This is a genomic window from Enterobacter sp. CGMCC 5087 (genome assembly GCF_003144775.1).
Classification (GTDB): domain Bacteria; phylum Pseudomonadota; class Gammaproteobacteria; order Enterobacterales; family Enterobacteriaceae; genus Enterobacter; species Enterobacter cloacae_M.
In genome coordinates this window covers 1-20,332 of the sequence record NZ_QFXN01000251.1, presented here as the reverse complement: position 1 = coordinate 20,332, position 20,332 = coordinate 1, and the positions used below count along the sequence as shown (strand labels likewise).

20 protein-coding genes are annotated in these 20,332 nt (G+C 59.3%); 2 read left to right on the top strand and 18 right to left on the bottom strand.

The genetic code is table 11. The features are described 5' to 3' along the window. Nucleotides 1-176 precede the first annotated feature (176 nt). From yjiA to hpaG, 14 genes are all read right to left on the bottom strand, one after another. Entirely contained in the window at nt 177-1,130 is a 954-nt protein-coding gene (yjiA, locus tag DEO48_RS22560) for a GTPase (RefSeq protein WP_109846344.1), read from the bottom strand. Between the two features lie 10 nt (nt 1,131-1,140). Beyond that, a complete protein-coding gene (locus tag DEO48_RS22555; RefSeq protein WP_003856610.1) occupies nt 1,141-1,344 on the bottom strand; it encodes a YbdD/YjiX family protein in 204 nt (67 codons plus the stop codon). Nucleotides 1,345-1,444: 100 nt separating this feature from the next. After that, nucleotides 1,445-3,598: a carbon starvation CstA family protein gene (locus tag DEO48_RS22550; protein ID WP_023334384.1), complete on the bottom strand. Its 2,154-nt coding sequence runs from the start codon at nt 3,596-3,598 to the stop codon at nt 1,445-1,447. A 191-nt stretch (nt 3,599-3,789) separates the two neighbouring features. After that, entirely contained in the window at nt 3,790-4,707 is a 918-nt protein-coding gene (locus DEO48_RS22545; protein ID WP_109846343.1) for a YafY family protein, read from the bottom strand. Between the two features lie 179 nt (nt 4,708-4,886). Continuing rightward, nucleotides 4,887-5,399, bottom strand: coding sequence for a 4-hydroxyphenylacetate 3-monooxygenase reductase subunit (locus DEO48_RS22540; RefSeq protein ID WP_023310274.1), 513 nt, complete (start codon nt 5,397-5,399; stop codon nt 4,887-4,889). A gap of 17 nt (nt 5,400-5,416) precedes the next feature. After that, on the bottom strand, nt 5,417-6,979 hold the full coding sequence (gene hpaB, locus DEO48_RS22535) for a 4-hydroxyphenylacetate 3-monooxygenase, oxygenase component (protein WP_109846342.1): 1,563 nt from the start codon (nt 6,977-6,979) through the stop codon (nt 5,417-5,419). A gap of 177 nt (nt 6,980-7,156) precedes the next feature. Next, nucleotides 7,157-8,089, bottom strand: a complete 933-nt coding sequence (hpaA, locus tag DEO48_RS22530) for a 4-hydroxyphenylacetate catabolism regulatory protein HpaA (RefSeq protein WP_063439871.1) — start codon at nt 8,087-8,089, stop codon at nt 7,157-7,159. 9 nt (nt 8,090-8,098) lie between these two features. Further along, entirely contained in the window at nt 8,099-9,451 is a 1,353-nt protein-coding gene (gene hpaX / locus DEO48_RS22525; RefSeq protein WP_109846341.1) for a 4-hydroxyphenylacetate permease, read from the bottom strand. 21 nt (nt 9,452-9,472) lie between these two features. Next, nucleotides 9,473-10,270, bottom strand: a complete 798-nt coding sequence (gene hpaI, locus DEO48_RS22520) for a 4-hydroxy-2-oxoheptanedioate aldolase (RefSeq protein ID WP_109846340.1) — start codon at nt 10,268-10,270, stop codon at nt 9,473-9,475. A 9-nt stretch (nt 10,271-10,279) separates the two neighbouring features. Beyond that, nucleotides 10,280-11,083, bottom strand: a complete 804-nt coding sequence (gene hpaH, locus DEO48_RS22515) for a 2-oxo-hept-4-ene-1,7-dioate hydratase (protein ID WP_109846339.1) — start codon at nt 11,081-11,083, stop codon at nt 10,280-10,282. 8 nt (nt 11,084-11,091) lie between these two features. Further along, nucleotides 11,092-11,472, bottom strand: coding sequence for a 5-carboxymethyl-2-hydroxymuconate Delta-isomerase (locus DEO48_RS22510; RefSeq protein ID WP_109846338.1), 381 nt, complete (start codon nt 11,470-11,472; stop codon nt 11,092-11,094). Between the two features lie 9 nt (nt 11,473-11,481). Then, on the bottom strand, nt 11,482-12,333 hold the full coding sequence (hpaD, locus tag DEO48_RS22505) for a 3,4-dihydroxyphenylacetate 2,3-dioxygenase (RefSeq protein WP_045355043.1): 852 nt from the start codon (nt 12,331-12,333) through the stop codon (nt 11,482-11,484). Between the two features lie 2 nt (nt 12,334-12,335). Beyond that, nucleotides 12,336-13,802: a 5-carboxymethyl-2-hydroxymuconate semialdehyde dehydrogenase gene (gene hpaE / locus DEO48_RS22500; protein WP_109846337.1), complete on the bottom strand. Its 1,467-nt coding sequence runs from the start codon at nt 13,800-13,802 to the stop codon at nt 12,336-12,338. Beyond that, nucleotides 13,799-15,076 carry a 4-hydroxyphenylacetate degradation bifunctional isomerase/decarboxylase gene (gene hpaG / locus DEO48_RS22495; protein ID WP_109846336.1) on the bottom strand — a complete coding sequence of 426 codons (1,278 nt, stop codon included), beginning with the start codon at nt 15,074-15,076 and terminating at the stop codon, nt 13,799-13,801. Before hpaG ends, hpaE begins: the two co-directional genes overlap by 4 nt. 271 nt (nt 15,077-15,347) lie before the next feature. On the opposite strand from hpaG, the gene hpaR reads away from it, so the two are divergent. Together hpaR and tsr are read left to right on the top strand one after the other, a co-directional pair. Continuing rightward, complete coding sequence (gene hpaR / locus DEO48_RS22490; protein ID WP_023334396.1) at nt 15,348-15,788, top strand: homoprotocatechuate degradation operon regulator HpaR; 441 nt, start codon at nt 15,348-15,350, stop codon at nt 15,786-15,788. An 83-nt stretch (nt 15,789-15,871) separates the two neighbouring features. After that, a complete protein-coding gene (gene tsr, locus DEO48_RS22485) occupies nt 15,872-17,536 on the top strand; it encodes a methyl-accepting chemotaxis protein (RefSeq protein ID WP_059445828.1) in 1,665 nt (554 codons plus the stop codon). A gap of 92 nt (nt 17,537-17,628) precedes the next feature. Here tsr and DEO48_RS22480 read toward each other — a convergent pair whose 3' ends face one another. The 4 genes from DEO48_RS22480 to DEO48_RS22465 form a co-directional block, all read right to left on the bottom strand. Further along, entirely contained in the window at nt 17,629-18,135 is a 507-nt protein-coding gene (locus tag DEO48_RS22480; RefSeq protein WP_109846335.1) for a GNAT family N-acetyltransferase, read from the bottom strand. 29 nt (nt 18,136-18,164) lie between these two features. Continuing rightward, nucleotides 18,165-18,638 carry a hypothetical protein gene (locus DEO48_RS22475; RefSeq protein ID WP_023334399.1) on the bottom strand — a complete coding sequence of 158 codons (474 nt, stop codon included), beginning with the start codon at nt 18,636-18,638 and terminating at the stop codon, nt 18,165-18,167. A gap of 1 nt (nt 18,639) precedes the next feature. Further along, nucleotides 18,640-19,380 (bottom strand): winged helix-turn-helix domain-containing protein, encoded by a 741-nt coding sequence (locus tag DEO48_RS22470; protein ID WP_109846334.1) that lies wholly within the window; start codon nt 19,378-19,380, stop codon nt 18,640-18,642. A 126-nt stretch (nt 19,381-19,506) separates the two neighbouring features. After that, nucleotides 19,507-20,332, bottom strand: an 826-nt coding sequence (locus DEO48_RS22465; RefSeq protein ID WP_109846333.1) for a spore coat U domain-containing protein, incomplete at its 5' end; no start/stop codon positions are given.

Sequence of the window (20,332 nt, the reverse complement as noted above, 5' to 3'; positions counted from 1 at the left end):
CTGCATCCCTGCAGGCCACGCCCTCTCGGCGCATCCCTGCGCCTCGCCCCGGCCTTACGGAAACGCTTCGGCGATTTACAGCCGGACCAGGGCGTCGCTGTAAGTCATTAATTAACCTGAAGCAACGTTCATCGCTTCAGGTTAATAAATTACTGGGCAGAGTGGATGTATGGCTGTTATTTTTTCAGCCCCGCAAACGCCGCCCGAATTTCTTCTTCCGGCAGCTGTATGCCTATAAACACCATCACGCTATGCGGCGCTTCCTCGCCCCAGGGGCGATCCCAGTCGGCGCTGTACAGGCGCTGCACGCCCTGGAACAGCAGGCGGTTCGGCTCGCCGTCAATCCACAGCATCCCTTTGTAGCGCAGCAGCTTGTCGGCAAACGAGAGCAGCAGGTTCTCCATCACGCGCGAAACCTCGCCTATGTCCACCGGGTAGTCCAGCTCCACCACAATCGACGCCACGTCGTTTTGCTTATCTCCCAGAAAGTGGAAGCGCGGTTTTGCGGTCACGTTCTCTTCCAGCATAAAGCCGTTGGTGTTGAACAGCTGAGACAGATCGATGTCGCCGTGCGTCACCGTGTAAACCGGCGCGCGGGAGTTAATGCGCGTCAGGCGCTCGCGCAGTTTTTCGCTTTCGCCCGCCACGTCGGTTTTGGTCAGCAGGATGCGGTCGGCGTAGCCCACCTGAGACTGGGCGATGGTGAACTGGTTCATCTGATCGTCGGCGTGGACCGCGTCGACCAGGGCAATCACGCCGTCCAGCAGGTAGCGCTGGCAGAGGATCTCGTGAGAGAAAAAGGTCTGAATAATCGGGCCGGGGTCGGCCATGCCGGTGCATTCGATCACCAGGCGGTCAAAGTCGATCTCGCCGCGATCGCGGCTGTCGAGCAGGTCCAGCAGGGCGTCTTCTAATTCGTTAGAGCGGGTGCAGCAGATGCAGCCGTTAGTCAGAGTTTTGATCTGGGTGGCGCGATCGCCGATCAATTGATCGTCAACGGAGACCTCACCGAACTCGTTTTCGATGACGGCGATTTTGAAGCCGTGCTGTTCGTTCAGGATGTGGCGCAGCAGGGTGGTTTTACCGGCGCCGAGAAAACCGGTCAGCAGGGTAACGGCAATCGGGGTCATGGTCTCTCCTTTAACAGCAGCGGACGCCGCCTTCTCCACTTCCGCCGTAGCGCGCTTCCTGACGCTCGCGGAAGAATTCGGTGTAGGTCATGTACGGCTTATCCGGATGGTTGGTCTTCATGTGCTCAACGTAGTTGTCATAGTCCGGAATGCCAATCAGCATTTTCGCCGCCTGACCGAGGTATTTTTTTGCTTCGCCTAAGTTACCAAACATTGTGGGTTCCAGACAGAAAAAGCCCGGCGATGTGAGTCCGCTGGGCTTATGTTTCCCTCATCCCAGCCCTCTCCCAAAGGGAGAGGGCGAGGATTGCGGATTAATGGTGTGAAGAGGTCTTCACGCCGCCTTCCGGCACCGGCACGTACGGGGTTTCTTTATCCGTACGGCCGTCGGCGTTGCGAACGTTCAGCCAGGTTTTGATGCCGTAGAAGATGATGCTGTACACCACCACCAGGAACAGAATGCTCAGACCCGCGTTGGTGTAGTTGTTCACCACGATATGGTTCATGTTGGCAATCTGCTGCGCGGTCAGGTCCGCGCCGCCTGCGGCAATCTTCTCTTTGTACTGGTTAGCCATGAAGAAGAAGCCTTCCAGCTGCGGGTTGGCGCTGAACAGCTTCAGGCCAAGCGCCCAGGTGGTGCAGAGCAGCAGCCACAGCGCAGGAACAACGGTTACCCAGATGTATTTGGTGCGCTTCATCTTCACGAGGACCACGGTACCGAGCACCAGCGCCACGGCTGCGAGCATCTGGTTAGAGATACCGAACAGCGGCCACAGGCTCTTCACGCCGCCGAGCGGGTCGACAACGCCCTGATACAGCAGGTAGCCCCACAGGCCGACGCAGCCCGCAGTACCCAGAATGCCCGCTACCAGAGAGTCGGTTTTCTTCAGGAACGGCACGAAGTTACCGAGCAGGTCCTGCAGCATGAAGCGGCCCGCACGGGTACCGGCGTCCAGCGCGGTCAGGATGAACAGCGCTTCGAACAAAATACCGAAGTGGTACCAGAAGCCCATGTCCGCCCACGGCAGCACCTTGTGGAACACGTGTGCGATACCCACCGCCAGCGTCGGTGCACCACCGGCGCGGTTCAGCACGGACGGTTCGCCGATGTCCTTCGCCGTCTGCATAATCTGCTCCGGCGAAATCACGAAGCCCCAGGAGCTGACGGTCGCCGCCGCGTGTGCGCTCGCGTCCTTCAGCTGCGCCATAATCAGCGCCGCGTTGTCACCGCCCATTTCGTGCAGGTTTGGCATGGTGATGCCGAGGCCCGCAGGCGGGGTGTTCATCGCGAAGTAGAGACCCGGTTCGATAATGGAGGCTGCAACCAGCGCCATGATCGCCACGAAGGACTCCATCAGCATTGCGCCGTAGCCGATCAGACGCGCGTCTTTCTCGTTCGCCAGTAGCTTAGGCGTGGTACCGGAGGCAATCAGGGCGTGGAAGCCGGAGACCGCACCGCAGGCGATGGTGATGAACAGGAACGGGAACAGGGCGCCTTTCCACAGCGGGCCGGTACCGTCGATGTACTGCGTGACCGCAGGCATTTTCAGGTCCGGGTTAATCACCAGGATGCCGATCGCCAGACCGACGATAACGCCGATTTTCAGGAAGGTCGCCAGGTAGTCACGCGGGGCCAGAATCAGCCAGACCGGCAGCAGCGCGGAGATAAACGCATAGCCAATCAGCGCGAAGGTAATGGTGGTGTCCTTGAAGGTCAGCGCCGGGCCCCAGTACGGGTCGTGCGCAATCACGCCGCCGAAGTAGATGGAGGCCACCAGCAGCACGATACCAATCACTGACACTTCGCCCACGCGTCCCGGACGCAGGAAGCGCATGTAGATACCCATGAACAGCGCAATCGGCACGGTTGAGCAGACGGTGAAGACGCCCCACGGGCTTTCGGCCAGCGCTTTCACCACGATCAGGGCCAGCACCGCGAGGATGATGATCATAATCAGGAAGCAGCCGAACAGCGCGATAGTCCCCGGCACGCGGCCCATCTCTTCTTTGACCATCTCACCCAGAGAGGCGCCGTTACGGCGAGAAGAGATAAACAGCACCATAAAGTCCTGCACCGCACCTGCCAGCACTACGCCGGCGAGCAGCCACAGGGTTCCCGGCAGGTAGCCCATCTGCGCGGCCAGCACCGGGCCGACCAGCGGACCTGCGCCGGCGATAGCGGCAAAGTGGTGACCAAACAGCACGTAGCGGTTGGTTGGCACGTAGTTCAGGCCGTCATTGTTAATGACCGCCGGGGTGGCGCGCGTTGGGTCGAGCTTCATGACCTTCTGCGCGATGTACAAGCTGTAGTAGCGATAAGCAACAAGATAGACGGAAACGGACGCGACCACGATCCACAGGGCGCTTACGTGTTCGCCCCGGCGTAATGCGACAACCGCCAGACAAAAAGCGCCGAGGATCCCGAGTAAGGCCCAGGGCACGTGCTTCAGTAGTTTTTTAGTATCCATAGTAAGACCTGGTTTTTTATGTAAAGAAAAAAGGGTCAGGGTTCGTTGTGAGGAGGTATTGATTAATGCTGGAGCGATCGTGCCAGATCCTCGCGCGTGTAAAGGACGGTAAATGAATGAGTGGTTGAAAGTGCCGGGTGAGCGGTCAAAGGGGGCGACGAGCGGTTCCGGCTCGCCGCCAGGGGGCGAAATTATGTGATTGAGATCACTTGATTATTCTGGTTACGCTCCACGGCCAGATAGTTCTCCAGGGTTCTAATCAGTTTTTCCTTCAGCCAGTTCGGTTCCAGAATCTGAATGTGGGGCAGCCAGTAGAACAGCAGCGGCAGGATCTGGTTCTCGTGCGCCGCCTGACAGCGCAGCGTGACGCCGCCCTGTTGCTCCTCCACCAGCTCCTGTTCCGGCAGAAGATCGCGGCGCAGGAAGTAATGTGAAATATTATCTTTGATAAATATTTTCACTGCGAAAGTATTTTCAGAGACCCAGGGGTCGAGGCTTTTCTCCAGCAGCTCAAGGACATTTTCTTCGGGCGTGAAGGTCGTTTTCTGAATATCGAACCAGCTAATCTGGCTCAATGAGAAGGATTTCAGGCGGCTATTTTCGGTGGCTTGTAAATACCATATATTTTTTTTGTTAATGAGTTTATAGGGATTAATCAGACGGGTTTTCCCCTTATAAACGATCTGACAAACATTATGGTTTTTAATCGATTTCTCGATTTTCGTTAAATGACGGCGAATATCACGTTCTACCGTGTGTTCTGCCTCATTGCCAAGAATAAGAATATGGTTTTCGTCAACGCGCGTTTCCAGCTTCTGCCAGAATTCCGTATTTCTTTCAGGGAAAAAGCTGTCAGCATTCAGGAAGTTAGCAAGGGTGTGATGTAAGCCTTGTCCGCCGGGCGATTGCGCAGAATGGATCAGTCGATATAGCCCGTTACCGGTATGTTCAACAATAGGAGATAGGGCATTTAAATCCCGGTAGACGGTACGCTCGGTAATTTTAAATTTTTCCATTAGCGCACTGCGGTTTACCACACCGTTTAAATGTAGCTCAACCAGAATATCGACCAGACGTTCAGCCGAGCGGCTCCGCGTCGTTTTAGCCATAAGGTCATCCTGTATATTTAGGTATGCGCTGAATGATGCGGATGCACTGACAAAGGGTGTCAGTATTCAGTCACAGAAAATTTCTCTTATGGTTATATAACGGCGTGATTTAGCGGAAACCTTAGGAGTTTTTGTAGAAAGCGGCGCTGGCCGAAGAAAAAGGCCAGCGCGAGGGGGGATCACACGGCGGCTTCCGCCTCCAGCATGACCGGGTGGAAGCGGCGCTTGAAGTAGATCAGACCGTGTCCCGCGTCACTCAGAATGATGTTCTTAACTTCAACAAGGTAGACAAGATGCGTGCCGATGGTTTGCACCTGGCTAATCTCGCCTTCAAGGCTGGCGAGCGCGCCCTTGAGCACCGGCTGCGCCAGCGGCCCTTTCTGCCAGCAGGAGAGGGCAAAGCGCTCCTCCATCGTCATACCGGTCATCCCGGCGAAATGGCGAGCCATGATCTCCTGCTCGTGGTTCAGTACGTTAACGCACAGCCTGCCGTTGCCCTGAAATACCGGATTCATGGCGCTGTTGGCGTTGATGCACACCATAACCGACGGCGGGGTGTCCGTGACCGAACAGACGGCGGTGGCGGTAATGCCGCAGCGGCCGGCCTCGCCCTCGGTAGTGACCACATTAACCGCAGCCGACAGGCTGCTCATTGCGTCGCGAAAACGCAGGCGTTGTTCATCTGAATGCATTGCAACCTCCCGCTGCGCTATTTCAGCAGCTTGTCGAGCATGTTGATATCGCTGTTGTTGTGCAGGTGCGGCACCGTCCAGCCGTGCTGGTCGTACTCGGACATGCAGCGGTCGACCATCGCCATCATCTTGTCCATGTTGCCGGAGCTTTGCGCCTGGCGCAGACACTGCAGGCGGATCTCATCCTGGCTGCCGGAGTAGTTGATTTCGTACAGCTCGTGACGGCCGCCAAACTCGCTGCCGATGGCGTCCCACATCAGCTTCAAAATCTTGATGCGTTCGACGTGATCCATCCCGTTGGAGCCGCGCACGTATTTCGCCAGATACTGGTCGATCTGCGGGTTGTTCAGATCCCGGGCGCTGGACGGGAGGTAAATCAGTCCGGACGTCACGTTACGCTCGATGATGTTTTTGATCTTGGCGTAGGCCATCGGGGCCATCACGCGGTAGGTTTGCAGCGCGGCGTGATCCGGCAGATACGCGCCGTTGACCCACGGGGTGGCTTCGGAACACATGGAGTCGCTCAGCGCCCAGAACATGTTGCGCCAGGCCACCACTTCGCCGAGATCTGCCTGCACGCCGCGGAACTCCAGGGTACCGGTGCACTCCAGGGATTTCTTCAGCAGGGCGGTGATGAAGTCGAGCTTCACCGCCAGACGCACGCAGGCCTGCAGCGGGTACATCCGCGCAAAGCCGCCTTCCATCGTCCAGCGACGGCAGCGGTCGAAATCGCGGTAGATCAGCACGTTTTCCCACGGGATCAGCACGTGATCCATCACCAGGATCGCGTCGTTCTCGTCGAAGCGGCTGGAGAGCGGGTAGTCGTACGGCGATCCGGTTGCGCCTGCCACCATCTCGTAAGAGGCGCGGGAGATCAGCTTCACGCCTTCGGCATCCATCGGCGCGACGAACATCAGCGCGAAGTCCGGGTTTTCGCCCATCACCTGCGCGGAGCCGAAGCCGATCATGTTGTAGTGGGTCAGCGCCGAGTTGGTTGCCACCACCTTCGCGCCGCTGACGATGATCCCGGCGTCGGTCTCTTTCTCCAGCTTGATGTAGACGTCTTTCACCTCGTCCGCCGGCTTGTGGCGGTCGATCGGCGGGTTAACGATGGCGTGGTTGAAGTACAGGCCGGTTTCCTGAATGCGCGTGTACCAGCTGCGGGCGTTCTGTTCGAACTGGCCGTAGAAGGCCGGGTTGGCGCCGAGCGCGCAGCCGAACGCGGCTTTGTAGTCCGGCGTGCGGCCCATCCAGCCGTAGCTCAGGCGCGACCACTCGGCGATGGCGTCGCGCTGCTGGCGCAGGTCGTCGGCGCTTTTCGCCACGCGGAAGAACTTGTGGGTATAGCCGCCGCTGCCGGTGTCTGTGCCCCAGCAGAGGGTATCCTGCATGTCCGGCTTGTGAAGCGCGTCGTACATCTGCGCGATGGAGGCCGCCGCGTTGCGAAACGCCGGATGGGTGGTGACGTCGTTGACGCGCTCGCCGTAGATGTAAATCTCACGGCCGTCCTGCAGGCTTTTTAAATACTCTTCGCCGGTTAACGGACGTTTGGCATCAGCGCGGAAATCTTCAGGCTTCATAGGGACCTCGTATCGGAATAGGGTTGTTAAATTTATGTTTTGTTTTTGTTGTTTAATTGAAGCCTGAGAGGGGCGGAACGTGAAGGGACGATTGGGACAACGGCGGGTACTTTTCGCGAGAGATCGCAGAGTGTGATTCCTCTCACCCTAACCCTCTCCCAAAGGGAGAGGGGACGGTTACTCTCTCTCCCTTTGGGAGAGGGCCGGGGTGAGGGGAACAGGCGATACCGGTACTTTCTGCGCCCGATACGCGCTCGGCGAGCACCCCACTAAGCGGTTAAAAAACCGGGCAAAATAGGCCGGGTCCTTAAACCCCAGCTGCCAGGCAATGTCGCTGACCGCGCTGTCGGAGAAGAGCAGCAAGCGTCTGGCCTCCCGCAGCTGGCGGTCGAAGATCAGCCGCTTCGGCGGGCGGTTGGCGAAGCGGCGGCAGATATCGGTCAGGCGGGATTCGGTCAGGTGCAGCTCGCTGGCGTATTCCGGCACCGTCCAGTGCTGGTGGTAGTGGGCATCTATCAGCTGGGTAAAGCGCTGGAACAGCTTCAGCTCGCCGCGCATGCCGCCTGAAGCGTGGTCGTCGAGCTTCGCGTTGCGCAGCAGCAGGGTAAACACCGCCTGCGCCAGCAGGACCAGAGTATGTTCGCGCCCCGGCAGCTGCTCCGTGGATTCCCGGGCAATCAGCTGCCAGTAGTGCTTCAGCGCCGCCAGCTCGTCCGGCCTGTCGGCCAGCGAGAGGCAGATCCCCGGCAGGCCAAACGCCTCCCGCGTGCCGGGGTAGAGCACCTCCAGCAGCGGCCAGATGAGATCCTCGCGCACCGTCAGCACGTGTCCGTCGCTGTCGGATTCGGTGATAAACGCGTGCGGCACCGACGGCGGCGTGAGGACGAACAGCGGGGCCTGCACCGAGTAGCGGTGATCGTCGAGCTGGAGCTCAATCTGTCCGGTATCGAGAAAGTGCATCTGAAAATACTGGTCGTGACGGTGCGCCTGCATGTCGCGGCCAAAAAAGGCCGCCATGCGCGCGAACGACTGGTAGTGCACGTCGTCGGTGCCCAGACTTTCGTCGTACTCCTTGCTAATGTCGATGTTGGTAATGGGGCTCTGGCACATGGCGGCTCCCTAGTGGATCTTCTGCGCCGCGACGCCCGGCTCGCGCTCAAGGCTTTCGCGCTGCGTCATCGGGATGCGCGTCAACACCAGCGCGCCGACCACCAGCAGCCCGGCCACGAACCACAGCCCGGAGCTGAAGCTGCCGGTTGCATCACGCAGAATGCCGATCAGCAGCGGGCTAACGGCGGATCCGACGTTGCCGATGGCGTTGATCACCGCCAGTGCCACCGCGCGGGACTGCAGGCTAATCACCCGATCCGGCGTGGTCCAGAATATGGCCATGGCGGTAAAGGATCCGGTTGAGGCCATAATGATGCCAAGCAGCTGGATCAGGCTGTGATCGGTGGCCGAGGCCAGCATCCATCCCGCCGCGGCGAACAGGTACGGCAGGATGGTGTGCTTTTTTCGCTCTTTCAGCCTGTCGGAGCGTCGGCTCCACCAGATCATCCCGAGAATGGTGCAAAACTGCGGGATCGCTGCCAGCAGGCCGATGACGATATTGCTGCTCCCCGTGTTGAAGCTTTGCAGGATCTGCGGCGTCCAGATGTTGATGGCGCTGAGCGTGTTGGTCAGGCAGAAGTAGGCCAGCGTGTAGAGCAGCACCGCCGGGGTCAGCACTTCGCGCAGCGTCGAGCGCGGCGTGACGGATTGGGCAACGGCGACCTCCTGCTCGCGGGCGATCATCGTTTTCAGCGCCTGCTTTTCGTCATCATCCAGCCAGGTGGCCTGGTCAGGCGTGTCGTTGAGGTAAAACCAGGTCACCACGCCGAGCACCACCGACGGCAGCCCCTCGAGCAGGAACAGCCACTGCCAGCCCTTCAGGTTCCACAGCCCGTCCATCGCCAGAATATAGCCGGAGAGGATCGAGCCGAGCATCATGGTCACCGGCATGGCGATCATAAACAGCGCGTTGGCACGGGCGCGGTGATAGGCCGGGAACCACCAGGTGAGGTAGACCAAAATCCCCGGGAGGAAGCCCGCTTCGGCAATGCCCACCAGCATGCGCAGGACGTAGAGCGTTTCAGGGCTGGTGGCGAACATGGTGCAGGTGGAGGCGATGCCCCACACCACCATGATCCCGGCGATCCAGCGCCGCGCGCCGATCTTCGCCAGCATGATGTTGCTCGGGATCCCGCACAGCACGTAGGTGACGTAAAACAGCGTCGCGGCCAGGCCAAACATGGTCGACGTAAGGCCCAGATCTTTGCCCATCGTCAGCCCGGCAAAGCCGATGTTGATGCGATCGAGAAACGAAAAGACAAACAGGATAAAGAGAAAGACGATCAGGCGTCGGAACAGCTTGTTAATGGCGCGATGTTCAACAGCTTTATTATCATGAGTTTGCAGGGTAGAGGTCGTCATGGTGCGCTCCAGATCTTACGTTTAGTAGACGGATTTATTGTTATTAACTGACGTAACCGGTTGTTCGATAAAACGTGCCGCCAGCGCTTCGGCGCTGCGGGCGAGCAGGGTGGTGTCGACGCCGACGGCGACAAACAGCGCGCCAAGCTCGAGGTAGCGTTTCGCCAGCGGCTCGTTCGCCATCAGGATGCCGGGCGCTTTGCCCGCGCTGAGGATCTGCGCGATAGCCTGCTCGATGGCGGCCTGCACCTCCGGGTGCTGCGGATTGCCGGCAAAGCCCATGTCGGCGCTCAGATCCGCCGGGCCGATAAACACGCCGTCGACGCCGTCTACGTCCAGGATCTGCGGCAGATTTTTCAGCGCCTCGCGGGTTTCAATCTGCACCAGCACGCACATGGCGTCGTTGGCCTGCTGCAGGTAATCCGGGACGCGGTTCCAGCGCGAGGCGCGCGCCAGGGCGCTGCCGACACCGCGAATGCCCGCGGGCGGGTAGCGGGTGGCACGTACCGCCAGCCGCGCTTCGTCGGCGTTTTGCACCATCGGCACCAGCAGGGTTTGCGCCCCCACGTCCAGCAGCTGTTTGATCTGCACCGGGTCGTTCCACGACGGGCGCACCACCGGCTGGCTGGGATAGGGCGCGATGGCCTGTAACTGGGCTAAGACGGTTTGCACATTATTCGGCGCGTGCTCGCCGTCGATCAGCAGCCAGTCGAAGCCTGCCCCGGCCAGCAGCTCAGCGCTGTAGCTGCTGGTGAGCCCCAGCCATAAACCGATTTGCGGGCGGCCCGCCTTCAGCGCTGCTTTGAATGCGTTTTGCATGGTCCTCTCCTAAACAAAGCGGCAGCTGATGGAGCCCATGTTGCCGTAGTCGACGTGGAAGGTGTCGCCTCTGCTGGCGGACACCGGGCGGGTAAACGAGCCGCCGAGGATGATTTGCCCCGGTTCAAGCTGCACGTCGTACGGTGCCAGCTTGTTCGCCAGCCACGCCACGCCGTTCGCCGGGTGGTTAAGCACGCCTGCTGCGACGCCGGTCTCTTCGATCACGCCGTTGCGGTAGAGCAGGGCGGAGATCCAGCGCAGATCCAGTTCGTCGGGCTTAATCGGGCGGCCGCCGAGGATCACCCCCGCGTTGGCGGCGTTATCGGAGATGGTGTCGAACACCTTGCGCGGGCGCTGGGTTTCCGGATCAACGTTGTGACAGCGGGCGTCGATCAGCTCCAGCGCGGGGATGACGTAGTCCGTAGCGTTGTAGACGTCGAAGATCGTGCAGTTCGGGCCGCGCAGCGGTTTCGCCAGCACGAAGGCCAGCTCCACTTCGATGCGCGGAACGATAAAGCGATCGACCGGGATGTCGCTGCCGTCGTGGAAAAACATGTCGTCCAGCAGCGCGCCATAGTCCGGCTCGCTAATCTGCGAGCTGGCCTGCATCGCTTTGGAGGTCAGGCCGATCTTATGGCCCTTCAGCACGCGGCCTTCGGCGATTTTCAGGCTGACCCATTCGCGCTGAACGGCGTAGGCGTCGTCGATGGTGATCGTCGGGTAGTCGAGAGAGATCTGGCGGATCTGCTCCCGGGACTGCTCCGCCTGATGCAGACGATGGGCGATCAGAGTATGGGTGTGTTTATCGAGCATAAAAGACCTCAGCGAAAGAGCGTGTGCACGTTGTTTTGTTTGTAATTGAGCGTCGGGTGAAGCTCGTCGAGCTCAAACGACAGCGCCAGATAGCGAGCCGCCATCAGATCCGCGAAATGCGTTTTGATCAGCGCAAACAGCATCTCCCCCACGGCTTCCCGGCTCTCCAGGCTGCGCCCGGAACCAATCTTCAGCGTCATATGCACAAAGGCGTAATCGTGCCTGCCGTCGGCCATCTGCCAGGTGTCCAGCCAGTGGGCGCGGCTGCGGATGCCGCCGATGGGAAAGATCCCCGTGGCGGCCAGCGCCTCGTTGACTTTGGCGAACAGCCCCGGCAGGTCCGCCTGCTCGCGGATGTTGTCGGTACATTCAGCAATAAAGTGCGGCATGGTGACTCCTTACGCGGGCAGCGGGAAAACGGCGTTAACCTGGCCGGTGCCGGAGCTGGCGAACAGCTCGGTGAGGAACTCCACCTTACCGTCGTACTGGTCCCAGCCGAGCATCCCCAGCAGCATCACCGTGTCGTGCATGTTGCCCTCGCCGTAGCAGTAGTCGGCGTACTCCGGCAGCATGCTGCAGAATTCTTTGAACTGCCCCTCGCGCCACAGCTTCACCACGCGCTCGTCCATCTGACGGTCGAACTCGCGGGTGTAGCTGTTCATCCCTTCCTCCGCGCGCTGGTCGTCGATAAAGCGGTGCGATAGCGAGCCGCTGGCGAGCACCGCCACGGTGCCGTCGTATTTCTCAATGGCGCTGACGATGGCCTCGCCCAGCCTGCGGCTGTCGGCGAAGTCGTGAACCGTGCAAAACGCCGAGATGGAGACTACTTTGAAGTGTTTATCCGCGTTCATGTAGCGCATCGGCACCAGCGTGCCGTACTCCAGCTTGAGGCTCGGGATGTTGTGCGCTTTGGCGCGCACGCCGAGCTTCACCGCCTCGTCGGCGATCAGCTGGCCGAGTTCCGGGTTGCCGTCGTAGTCGTAGGTCATGTCGCGGATAAAGTGCGGCAGCTCGTTGCTGGTGTAGACGCCCGCAAAATGGTCCGCACAGTTGATGTGGTACGCGCTGTTCACCAGCCAGTGGGTGTCGAACACGATGATGGTGTCCACGCCCAGCTCGCGGCAGCGCTTGCTGATTTCTTTATGTCCGTCGATGGCCGACTGGCGGCAGCCGTGGTTTTTCCCCGGCAGCTCGGAGAGGTACATCGACGGCACGTGGGTGATTTTTGCCGCTAGCGCTAATTTACCCATGGTCAGATCCCCCACTTTGGAATCGGATGGTCGCCCATGGAGATGCAGACGTTCTTCATCTCCGCGAACACTTCAAAGCTGTACTCCCCGCCCTCGCGGCCGGTGCCGGAGGCCTTCACGCCGCCAAACGGCTGGCGCAGGTCGCGCACGTTCTGGGTGTTGACGAACACCATCCCCGCTTCGATATTCCGCGCCAGGCGCAGTACCTTGCTGACGTCCTGGGTCCAGATGTATGACGCCAGGCCGTACTCCACGTCGTTGGCCAGGCGCAGCCCTTCCGCTTCGTCTTTAAACGGCAGCAGGCAGGCCACCGGCCCGAAGATTTCTTCCTGCGCCACGCGCATGCGGTTATCGATGTCCGCCAGCACGGTTGGTCGCAGGAAATTGCCGCCCTTCAGGTGCGCAGGCAGGTCGGTCGGTTTGTCCGGGCCGCCCGCCAGCAGGGTTGCGCCTTCTTCAATGCCGAGGCGGATGTAGCCGGAAACCTTCTCCCAGTGCTGTTGGCTGATGAGCGCGCCAATCTGGGTATTCGGATCGGTCGGATCGCCTACGCGCAGGCGGTTGGCGCGCTCGGCAAATCGCTTCACGAATTCCGGATAGATACTCTGCTGGATGAAGATGCGCGAGCCCGCGGTGCAGCGCTCGCCGTTGATCGAGAAGATAGTGAACAGAGCGGCGTCCAGCGCGCGCTCGATGTCAGCGTCTTCAAAAATTAGCACCGGGGATTTGCCGCCCAGCTCCATGGAGTACTTCTTCAGCCCGGCGTTTTTCATGATGTTGCGCCCGGTGGCGGTGCCGCCGGTGAAGGAGACGGCGCGCACGTCGTGATGGCGCACCAGCGCGTCGCCCGCCGTCGCGCCGTAGCCCTGCACCACGTTGAGCACGCCCGCCGGAATGCCCGCCTCCAGCGCCAGCTCGCCCAGACGGTCGGCGGTCAGCGGGGAGAGTTCAGACATCTTCAGCACCGCGGTGTTTCCGAGTGCCAGGCACGGCGCGACCTTCCAGGTGGCGGTCATAAACGGCACGTTCCACGGCGACACCAGCGCGCAGACACCCACCGGCTGCACCAGGGTGTAGTTGAGCATCTTGTCGTCGACCGGGTAGGTTTTGCCGTTCATCTGCTGGCACACCTCGGCGAAGAACTCGAAGTTGTGCGAGGCGCGCGGAATGAGCACGTTTTTGGTCTGGTGGATCGGCAGGCCGGTATCGGCGGTTTCCATGGCGGCGATCTCGGGCACGTTCTGGTCGATCAGGTCGCCCAGACGACGCATCAGGCGCGCGCGTTCCTTCATCGGCAGGTTGGCCCATTTCGGGAACGCCTCTTTGGCGGCGGCGACGGCCTGCTGGACCTCTGCTTCACCGCCGGAGGCGACTTCTGCCAGCACCTCGCCGGAAGCCGGGTTGGTGGTGTGGAAGTATTCGCTTCCGGCGACGTTTTTACCGTTGATCCAGTGGTTAATCTTTTTCATTTTGTAGTCTCCTCGCTGACAATTCGGTTCACCAGGCGTCCCACGCCCTCCACTTCCACCACCACCTCATCGCCCGGCACCACGTCGGACAGCCCCTTCGGCGTGCCGGTGGCGATCATGTCGCCCGGCTGCAGGGTCATAAAATCGCTCAGGTACGCAATCAGGTACGGGATGCTGAAGATTAGATCCGCCGTGGTGCCTTCCTGGCGCAGCTCGCCGTTAACGAAGGTGCGCAGGGCGAGGTTGTGCGGATCGGGAATTGCCGCTTTCGGCACGATGTGGGGGGAAATGGGCGTCAGCCCGTCGCGGCTTTTTACCCGCAGGTTCGGGCGGTAGTAGTTTTCCAGGTAGTCGCGGATGGCGTAGTCGTTGCAGACCGTATAGCCCGCAACATAGTCCATCGCCTCGGCTTCGCTGACCTTACGCGCGGTTTTACCGATGACCACCACCAGCTCCGCTTCGTAATGCATGTATTCGATATTGTTCGGGCGCACCGACGTCTGGCCGTCACCGTTGAAGGTGTTTGGCGCTTTGATAAATACCAGCGGCTCGGTCGGCGGCTTGAAGTCCAGCTCGCTGGCGTGGTCGGCATAGTTCAGGCCGAGGGCAAACAGCGTGGCGTGCGGCGGCGTGCTGTGCGCAATAGTGACGCTACGCTCATCCACCACCGGATTTTCCAGCGGCGGAAAGCCTTCTGCCAGAACACGCACGCGATCGCCCGGGCGGATCTCAACGCGGCTTTGCGGGGTGCCGAGCAGGATCGCATCGCCGGGATTGAGGGTGGCGAACTCGCTCAGGGCGCTCAGCAGTTCGGCGGCGTTACGCTGAAGATCGGCCGTGCTCCAGTGATCCGCTTCGCGGCCGTTGATCTCGGTGATGATGGTCAGGTTATCCACGTTACCAACGGCGACAAGTTCGCCGAGCGGGCAAAATCCGTCCCGGCATTTGGCCTTGATGGCCGGGCGGTAGAAGCTCTCTTCCGGCAGGCTCACCTCGTTGGCGAGCGCATATCCCGCGATGTACTCCGCGGCGTCCTCCGGGCGCACCTTGCTGGCGGTTTTGCCCACGACCAGCGCCACCGTCGCGCCGCTCAGCACCGTTTCCCCGTGAGGGAAGGGGATCGGCTCGCCCGCACGAATCACCGTGTTATACGGCTTGATAAACCACACCGCCGTTTTCGGCGGCGTGTTGTAGGGCGCTTTTTCAAAGGCCTCACGCCAGGCTTCACGCTGGCTTTGATGGTTGAGGGCGACGGCAAAAACGGTACCTTTCATTCATATACTCCTCACCCCGGCGGTCCGGGTTGTGATTTCATTAATATGTTAATGATTTGGTTTTATGCTTTTGCTGTTTATTTCGCAATCAGAAGTGAAAGATTTGTGATGGGAATAACAATAAATTTACATTATGTGATTTGTTTATAGTGAAATCATAGAGTTAATAAAATTATTGGGTTTCTGTTAGACTTTTTGACGGAAAACGTGTTGTTTATAAAAACATCTTTTAGTGATTGTTTACTTGTTAATGATGTTAAGGGGAAAGGCTATGCATGATTCATTAACCATCGCGCTGCTGCAGGCGCGGGAAGCGGCGATGTCGTACTTCCGCCCGATCGTGAAGCGCCATAACCTGACCGAGCAGCAGTGGCGCATTGTGCGCGTTTTGGCTGAGCATCCGTCGATGGATTTTCACGATCTGGCGTTTCGCACCTGCATCCTGCGCCCGAGCCTGACCGGCATTCTGACTCGGATGGAGCGCGACGGCCTGGTGCTGCGCTTAAAGCCGGTGAACGACCAGCGCAAGCTGTACGTGTCGCTAACCAAAGAGGGGAATGCGCTGTATGAACACGCCCAGGCGCAGGTCGAAGAGGCGTATCAGCAGATCGAGGCGGAATACACGCCGGAGAAGATGAAACAGCTGACGGCGCTGCTGGAAGAGTTTATTGAACTCGGAAACCGGCATAACGCAGCGCGGGAAGAAGAGTAAAAACCACAAATTCCAGGATGATTTTCGTAAAGTTTTCCCTTTCCAGGCCGAAAATTCTGTATCTGTCTGAGGAAAGAGAAAACATGTTAAACCGTATCAAGATTGTCACCAGCTTAATGCTGGTTTTAGCGATATTTGGCCTTTTACAACTCACGTCCGGTGGTCTTTTCTTTAATGCCCTTAAGAATGACAAAGAGAATTTCACCGTCCTGCAAACCATTCGCCAGCAACAATCCACGCTGAACGCCAGCTGGGTCGCGTTGCTGCAAACCCGTAATACCCTGAACCGTGCGGGTATCCGCTACATGATGGATCAGAGCAATATCGGCAGCGGCGCGACCGTTAACGATTTGATGCAAATCGCGTCTACGTCTCTGAAACAGGCGGAAAAAAACTGGGCCGCCTACGAAGCCCTGCCGCGCGATCCGCGTCAAAGCGATGCGGATGCCATGGAGATCAAGCGCAACTATGATATTTACCACGGCGCGCTGGCGGAGCTGATTCAGCTTCTGGGGGCCGGCAAAATCAACGCCTTCTTCGACCAGCCGACCCAGAGCTATCAGGACGGTTTTGAGAAGCAGTACGTGAGCTACTTGCAGCAGAACGACAAGCTGTACCAGACGGCGGTCGAAGACAGCAACAGCTCCTTCAGCCAAGCTATCTGGGTGCTGATCGGCGTCCTGATTGCCGTGCTGGTGGTGATCGTGGCCGTCTGGCTCAACATCAAGCAGACGCTGATCTCTCCGCTGAATCGTCTGATCGACAATATTCGCCATATCGCCAGCGGCGACCTGGTGAAGCGTATTGAAGTTCAGGGCACCAACGAGATGGGTGAACTGGCCGACTCGCTGCGCCATATGCAGGGCGAACTGGTGCGTACCGTTGGCGACGTGCGTAACGGCGCCAACGCTATCTACAGCGGCGCGAGCGAAATTGCGATGGGCAATAACGACCTCTCCTCCCGTACTGAACAGCAGGCCGCTTCCCTGGAAGAGACCGCTGCCAGCATGGAGCAGCTGACGGCGACCGTTAAGCAGAACGCCGAAAACGCCCGTCAGGCGAGCCATCTTGCGCTGAGCGCCTCTGAAACCGCGCAGAAAGGCGGCAAAGTGGTGGATAACGTGGTTCAGACCATGCGTGATATCGCGGGCAGTTCGCAGAAAATTGCCGACATTATCAGCGTGATCGACGGCATCGCCTTCCAGACCAACATTCTGGCACTGAACGCGGCGGTAGAAGCGGCGCGTGCGGGCGAGCAGGGGCGTGGTTTTGCGGTGGTGGCAGGTGAAGTACGTAACCTGGCCCAGCGCAGCGCCCAGGCGGCTCGCGAGATCAAGAGCCTGATTGAAGACTCCGTGGGCCGCGTGGAAGTGGGTTCAACGCTGGTCGAAAGCGCCGGTGAAACCATGGGTGAGATTGTGAACGCGGTGACCCGCGTAACGGACATCATGGGTGAAATCGCCTCTGCGTCTGACGAGCAGAGCCGCGGTATCGACCAGGTGGGTCTGGCGGTAGCTGAGATGGATCGCGTGACCCAGCAGAACGCCTCGCTGGTTGAGGAATCTGCCGCAGCGGCGGCCGCTCTTGAAGAGCAGGCGAGCCGTCTGACTCAGGCCGTGGCGGTGTTCCGCATTCAGCAGGAGCAGATGAAAGCGCGCGAGTTCGCTGCGGCTAAAGCGGTTTCCACGCCGGTGATGGCGCGTAAAACCGCGACGGCCGATTCAGGCGATAACTGGGAAACGTTCTAACCCGGTGCGTTGTGCCGGGTGGCGGCTGCGCCTTACCCGGCCTACGGTTCAGGGTTTTGTAGGCCCGGTAAGCGCAGCGCCACCGGGCGATATTACAGAGGCAGGCGCATGGCGCAGCGCGTTTCAAAGGCGAAACCGTGCGCTGCCTCTTCTTCCCTTTTCTGACGCAGTTCAGGCGTCAGCGTCGTCATTTTTTCAAACCCCAGCCGCGCATAGAACGGCGCATTCCACGGTACGTCCCTGAACGTCGTCAACGTCAGCGCTGTCAGCCCTCTTTTACGCGCATGGTCTGCCACGCAGGCGATGAGCTGCCTGCCGATCCCTTTTCCCTGCCAGTCCAGATCAACCGAGAGTTCGACAATAAACAGTGATGAAGGATGGGCCTCGGCAAGGATAAACCCGACGGGCTGGTCGTTCGCCAGCGCCAGCCAGCTTAGCCCACGTTCGGCATACTCAAGGTGCTGCTCAGAGGAAATGACCTCGCCGTCGGCAAGCCAGGCGAGATCCGGGCTTTCACGAAAGCGCTCGCCCGCCGCGCGTTCAATGGCGGGCAGGGCGATAATGTCGTGAGGGGTAGTGGGGCGAATATGAATGTGCATGGCGGCAAGTATAGCCTGACCCGTCGACATTATTCCGAGCAGATCAGCACCGGCGAGTAAAAATTGCTGATCACCAGCGCGTCTTCCGGCGTGCGCTCTATCGTCAGGAGCCTTTTATTGCCCAGCGTCAGGCCCGCGACGTACTTTTCAAAGACCCCGGGCGGCATGGCATCGTGGCTAAAACGCTCCACTTTTTGAATGACAATTTCATACAGTTCGCCCTCCACGTGACGCCATTTAAACATCTCCTGGCGGGAAACCTCCCAGCTGCGCGGGGCATTCACCACGCTGCCGTTTAGCGTGATGTATCCCGTTTTATCGGGATGAAAACGCATAATGATCTCACCGTCAAAAGTGAAATCGTGGCTGTCGCGCCTGTCGGAGAAGGTCAGGTTTCCATCGCAGGCTACCGAGAGCGGGGGCGTGTGGAAGTACCAGGCCAGCGCGGCGCCCAGCAGCAGCAGGTTGAGGATCAGGATTAGCCAAACTTTTTTGTGTCTCATATCACCACTCGTAATAGTAAAGCGTACGACAGGCGCTGGCTTTACCCCGCGTGAGGGAACACTGGGAGAGCACCAGCCGCCCTTCGTGGCCGTAGAAAAGCGTTCTCTGAATGTGCATGTAGAAAATCGAATTTTTCAGGCACGGAAGATGGCCGTCCTGCTGAAGAGTCTGCGCCAGCCCAATCGCCTTCTCATGGAACACGTCCGCCAGCGGCGTAAAGGTGTAGACCGGACAGGTGCCGATATGCGTCAGCAGATGGATCTCCCTTTGTGAATTTTCTGGCTTGATGAGCGCGATCCAGAGGCATAGCGCAACGACGACCAGCGTGAGCGCGCCGCAGAACAGCCATTCCGGGCGAACGCGCCTTGCCGGTTTCGCCGTTTCCGCGGTCGGCGGGGCCTCCTCAAGCGGGGTGACCGTGACGTCTGCGCTGAGCATAAAGCCTGTTTTCGGTACGGTAACGATAAAGAGCTCGTCGGGAAGCAGAGTCGCCAGCATCTTGCGCAGAATGCTGATGTACTGGTTTAAGGAGTTGTTAGACCCCTGGAGCCCTCGCCGATCCCAGACTTCCTGAAGAAAGGTTTCCCGTTCGACCACGTTCCCATGATGCTGAACCAGCAGCCTCAGGATGGTATTGGCCGTACAGGTGAGGAGCTGCGCATCTTCATCCGGCGCATTGATAAGAGAAACAGAGCCGTCCTCGTCGTTATAGACGATGGCGTCAGCAAGCAGGTATTTCATAAGTTGTTGTAATAAAAACAGAGATAACGAATAAAAAGAGAAGGCTTACGCCTTCCGGGCAGCACTGCTGGCTATTTTAACGCCACTGTTACCGATAACATTGATCCAGACAGGATTTTGGGTGGTTTAATAAGTCAGCGTGATAATCACGTCATCAACAAATTCCCCGGTACCGGTTAGCGGCTGTGCCGGGACTTCGCCGTAAACGGTGTAGTTCTGGGTGCCGCCTGCAGGGTTGGTGACCTGCAGCGCATCGCCGCTGCTTTGATCCCCCCAGCGTTGCGTGGCCGCCTCATCCTGCCAGAGCCCGTAGCGCAGGCACTGACCCTCGCTATTGCAGAGCTGCCGCTGACTACCGCTGGCATGGTTACCTTTGCCCATGGCAAGGGTGAACGCGATTCCGGCCGGACAGCGCGTGGTGACGGTGGCGGTAGATCGCGTCGGGCGCAGGGTAGCGGTGCTGGTCAGGGTGCCGAAGTTAAGCGGCGTCACGCGCTCGATGTAGCATCCCTGGCTGATTTCGGCCTGCGCGCTGGTGCCGCCCTGCACCTGCTCTCCCTCAGCAGAACCGTCCGAGCAGTTTTGCAGCGCATCCTGACGCACCGCGCTGTGCCAGGCGATGCGCAGATTCATGTTGTAGTTGTAATAGTGGTATGCCGGGAGCTGGCTTTGCCCTGCCGGAATGGTAGCGATAAGCGGAAAGATACCGCTGACGTTGGCATTGCTTTTCGCGGCAAGGGTCTGCTGGATCAGGTTCCCGTTGCTGGCAGGCCCCAGCTCCTGAGAGCGCGCTGCGCCGTTAAGCAGGCGAAAGAGGAGGGTGTACTGTTTCCCCTCCTGATCCCCCTGCGAGATCATCTCAAAGGGCGGTGCATCAACGCTGCTCAGGCAGACGTTGATATATTCCATCCTGCCCGCGTTGTCGACCTGGTCGGCCTGGCAGCTAAATTTG

Bases quoted from the DNA above. Each gene is read 5' to 3' on its own strand.
- yjiA (WP_109846344.1), bottom strand. From the start codon at position 1,130: ATGACCCCGATTGCCGTTACCCTGCTGACCGGTTTTCTCGGCGCCGGT.
- DEO48_RS22555 (WP_003856610.1), bottom strand. From the start codon at position 1,344: ATGTTTGGTAACTTAGGCGAAGCAAAAAAATACCTCGGTCAGGCGGCG.
- DEO48_RS22550 (WP_023334384.1), bottom strand. From the start codon at position 3,598: ATGGATACTAAAAAACTACTGAAGCACGTGCCCTGGGCCTTACTCGGG.
- DEO48_RS22545 (WP_109846343.1), bottom strand. From the start codon at position 4,707: ATGGCTAAAACGACGCGGAGCCGCTCGGCTGAACGTCTGGTCGATATT.
- DEO48_RS22540 (WP_023310274.1), bottom strand. From the start codon at position 5,399: ATGCATTCAGATGAACAACGCCTGCGTTTTCGCGACGCAATGAGCAGC.
- hpaB (WP_109846342.1), bottom strand. From the start codon at position 6,979: ATGAAGCCTGAAGATTTCCGCGCTGATGCCAAACGTCCGTTAACCGGC.
- hpaA (WP_063439871.1), bottom strand. From the start codon at position 8,089: ATGTGCCAGAGCCCCATTACCAACATCGACATTAGCAAGGAGTACGAC.
- hpaX (WP_109846341.1), bottom strand. From the start codon at position 9,451: ATGACGACCTCTACCCTGCAAACTCATGATAATAAAGCTGTTGAACAT.
- hpaI (WP_109846340.1), bottom strand. From the start codon at position 10,270: ATGCAAAACGCATTCAAAGCAGCGCTGAAGGCGGGCCGCCCGCAAATC.
- hpaH (WP_109846339.1), bottom strand. From the start codon at position 11,083: ATGCTCGATAAACACACCCATACTCTGATCGCCCATCGTCTGCATCAG.
- DEO48_RS22510 (WP_109846338.1), bottom strand. From the start codon at position 11,472: ATGCCGCACTTTATTGCTGAATGTACCGACAACATCCGCGAGCAGGCG.
- hpaD (WP_045355043.1), bottom strand. From the start codon at position 12,333: ATGGGTAAATTAGCGCTAGCGGCAAAAATCACCCACGTGCCGTCGATG.
- hpaE (WP_109846337.1), bottom strand. From the start codon at position 13,802: ATGAAAAAGATTAACCACTGGATCAACGGTAAAAACGTCGCCGGAAGC.
- hpaG (WP_109846336.1), bottom strand. From the start codon at position 15,076: ATGAAAGGTACCGTTTTTGCCGTCGCCCTCAACCATCAAAGCCAGCGT.
- hpaR (WP_023334396.1), top strand. From the start codon at position 15,348: ATGCATGATTCATTAACCATCGCGCTGCTGCAGGCGCGGGAAGCGGCG.
- tsr (WP_059445828.1), top strand. From the start codon at position 15,872: ATGTTAAACCGTATCAAGATTGTCACCAGCTTAATGCTGGTTTTAGCG.
- DEO48_RS22480 (WP_109846335.1), bottom strand. From the start codon at position 18,135: ATGCACATTCATATTCGCCCCACTACCCCTCACGACATTATCGCCCTG.
- DEO48_RS22475 (WP_023334399.1), bottom strand. From the start codon at position 18,638: ATGAGACACAAAAAAGTTTGGCTAATCCTGATCCTCAACCTGCTGCTG.
- DEO48_RS22470 (WP_109846334.1), bottom strand. From the start codon at position 19,380: ATGAAATACCTGCTTGCTGACGCCATCGTCTATAACGACGAGGACGGC.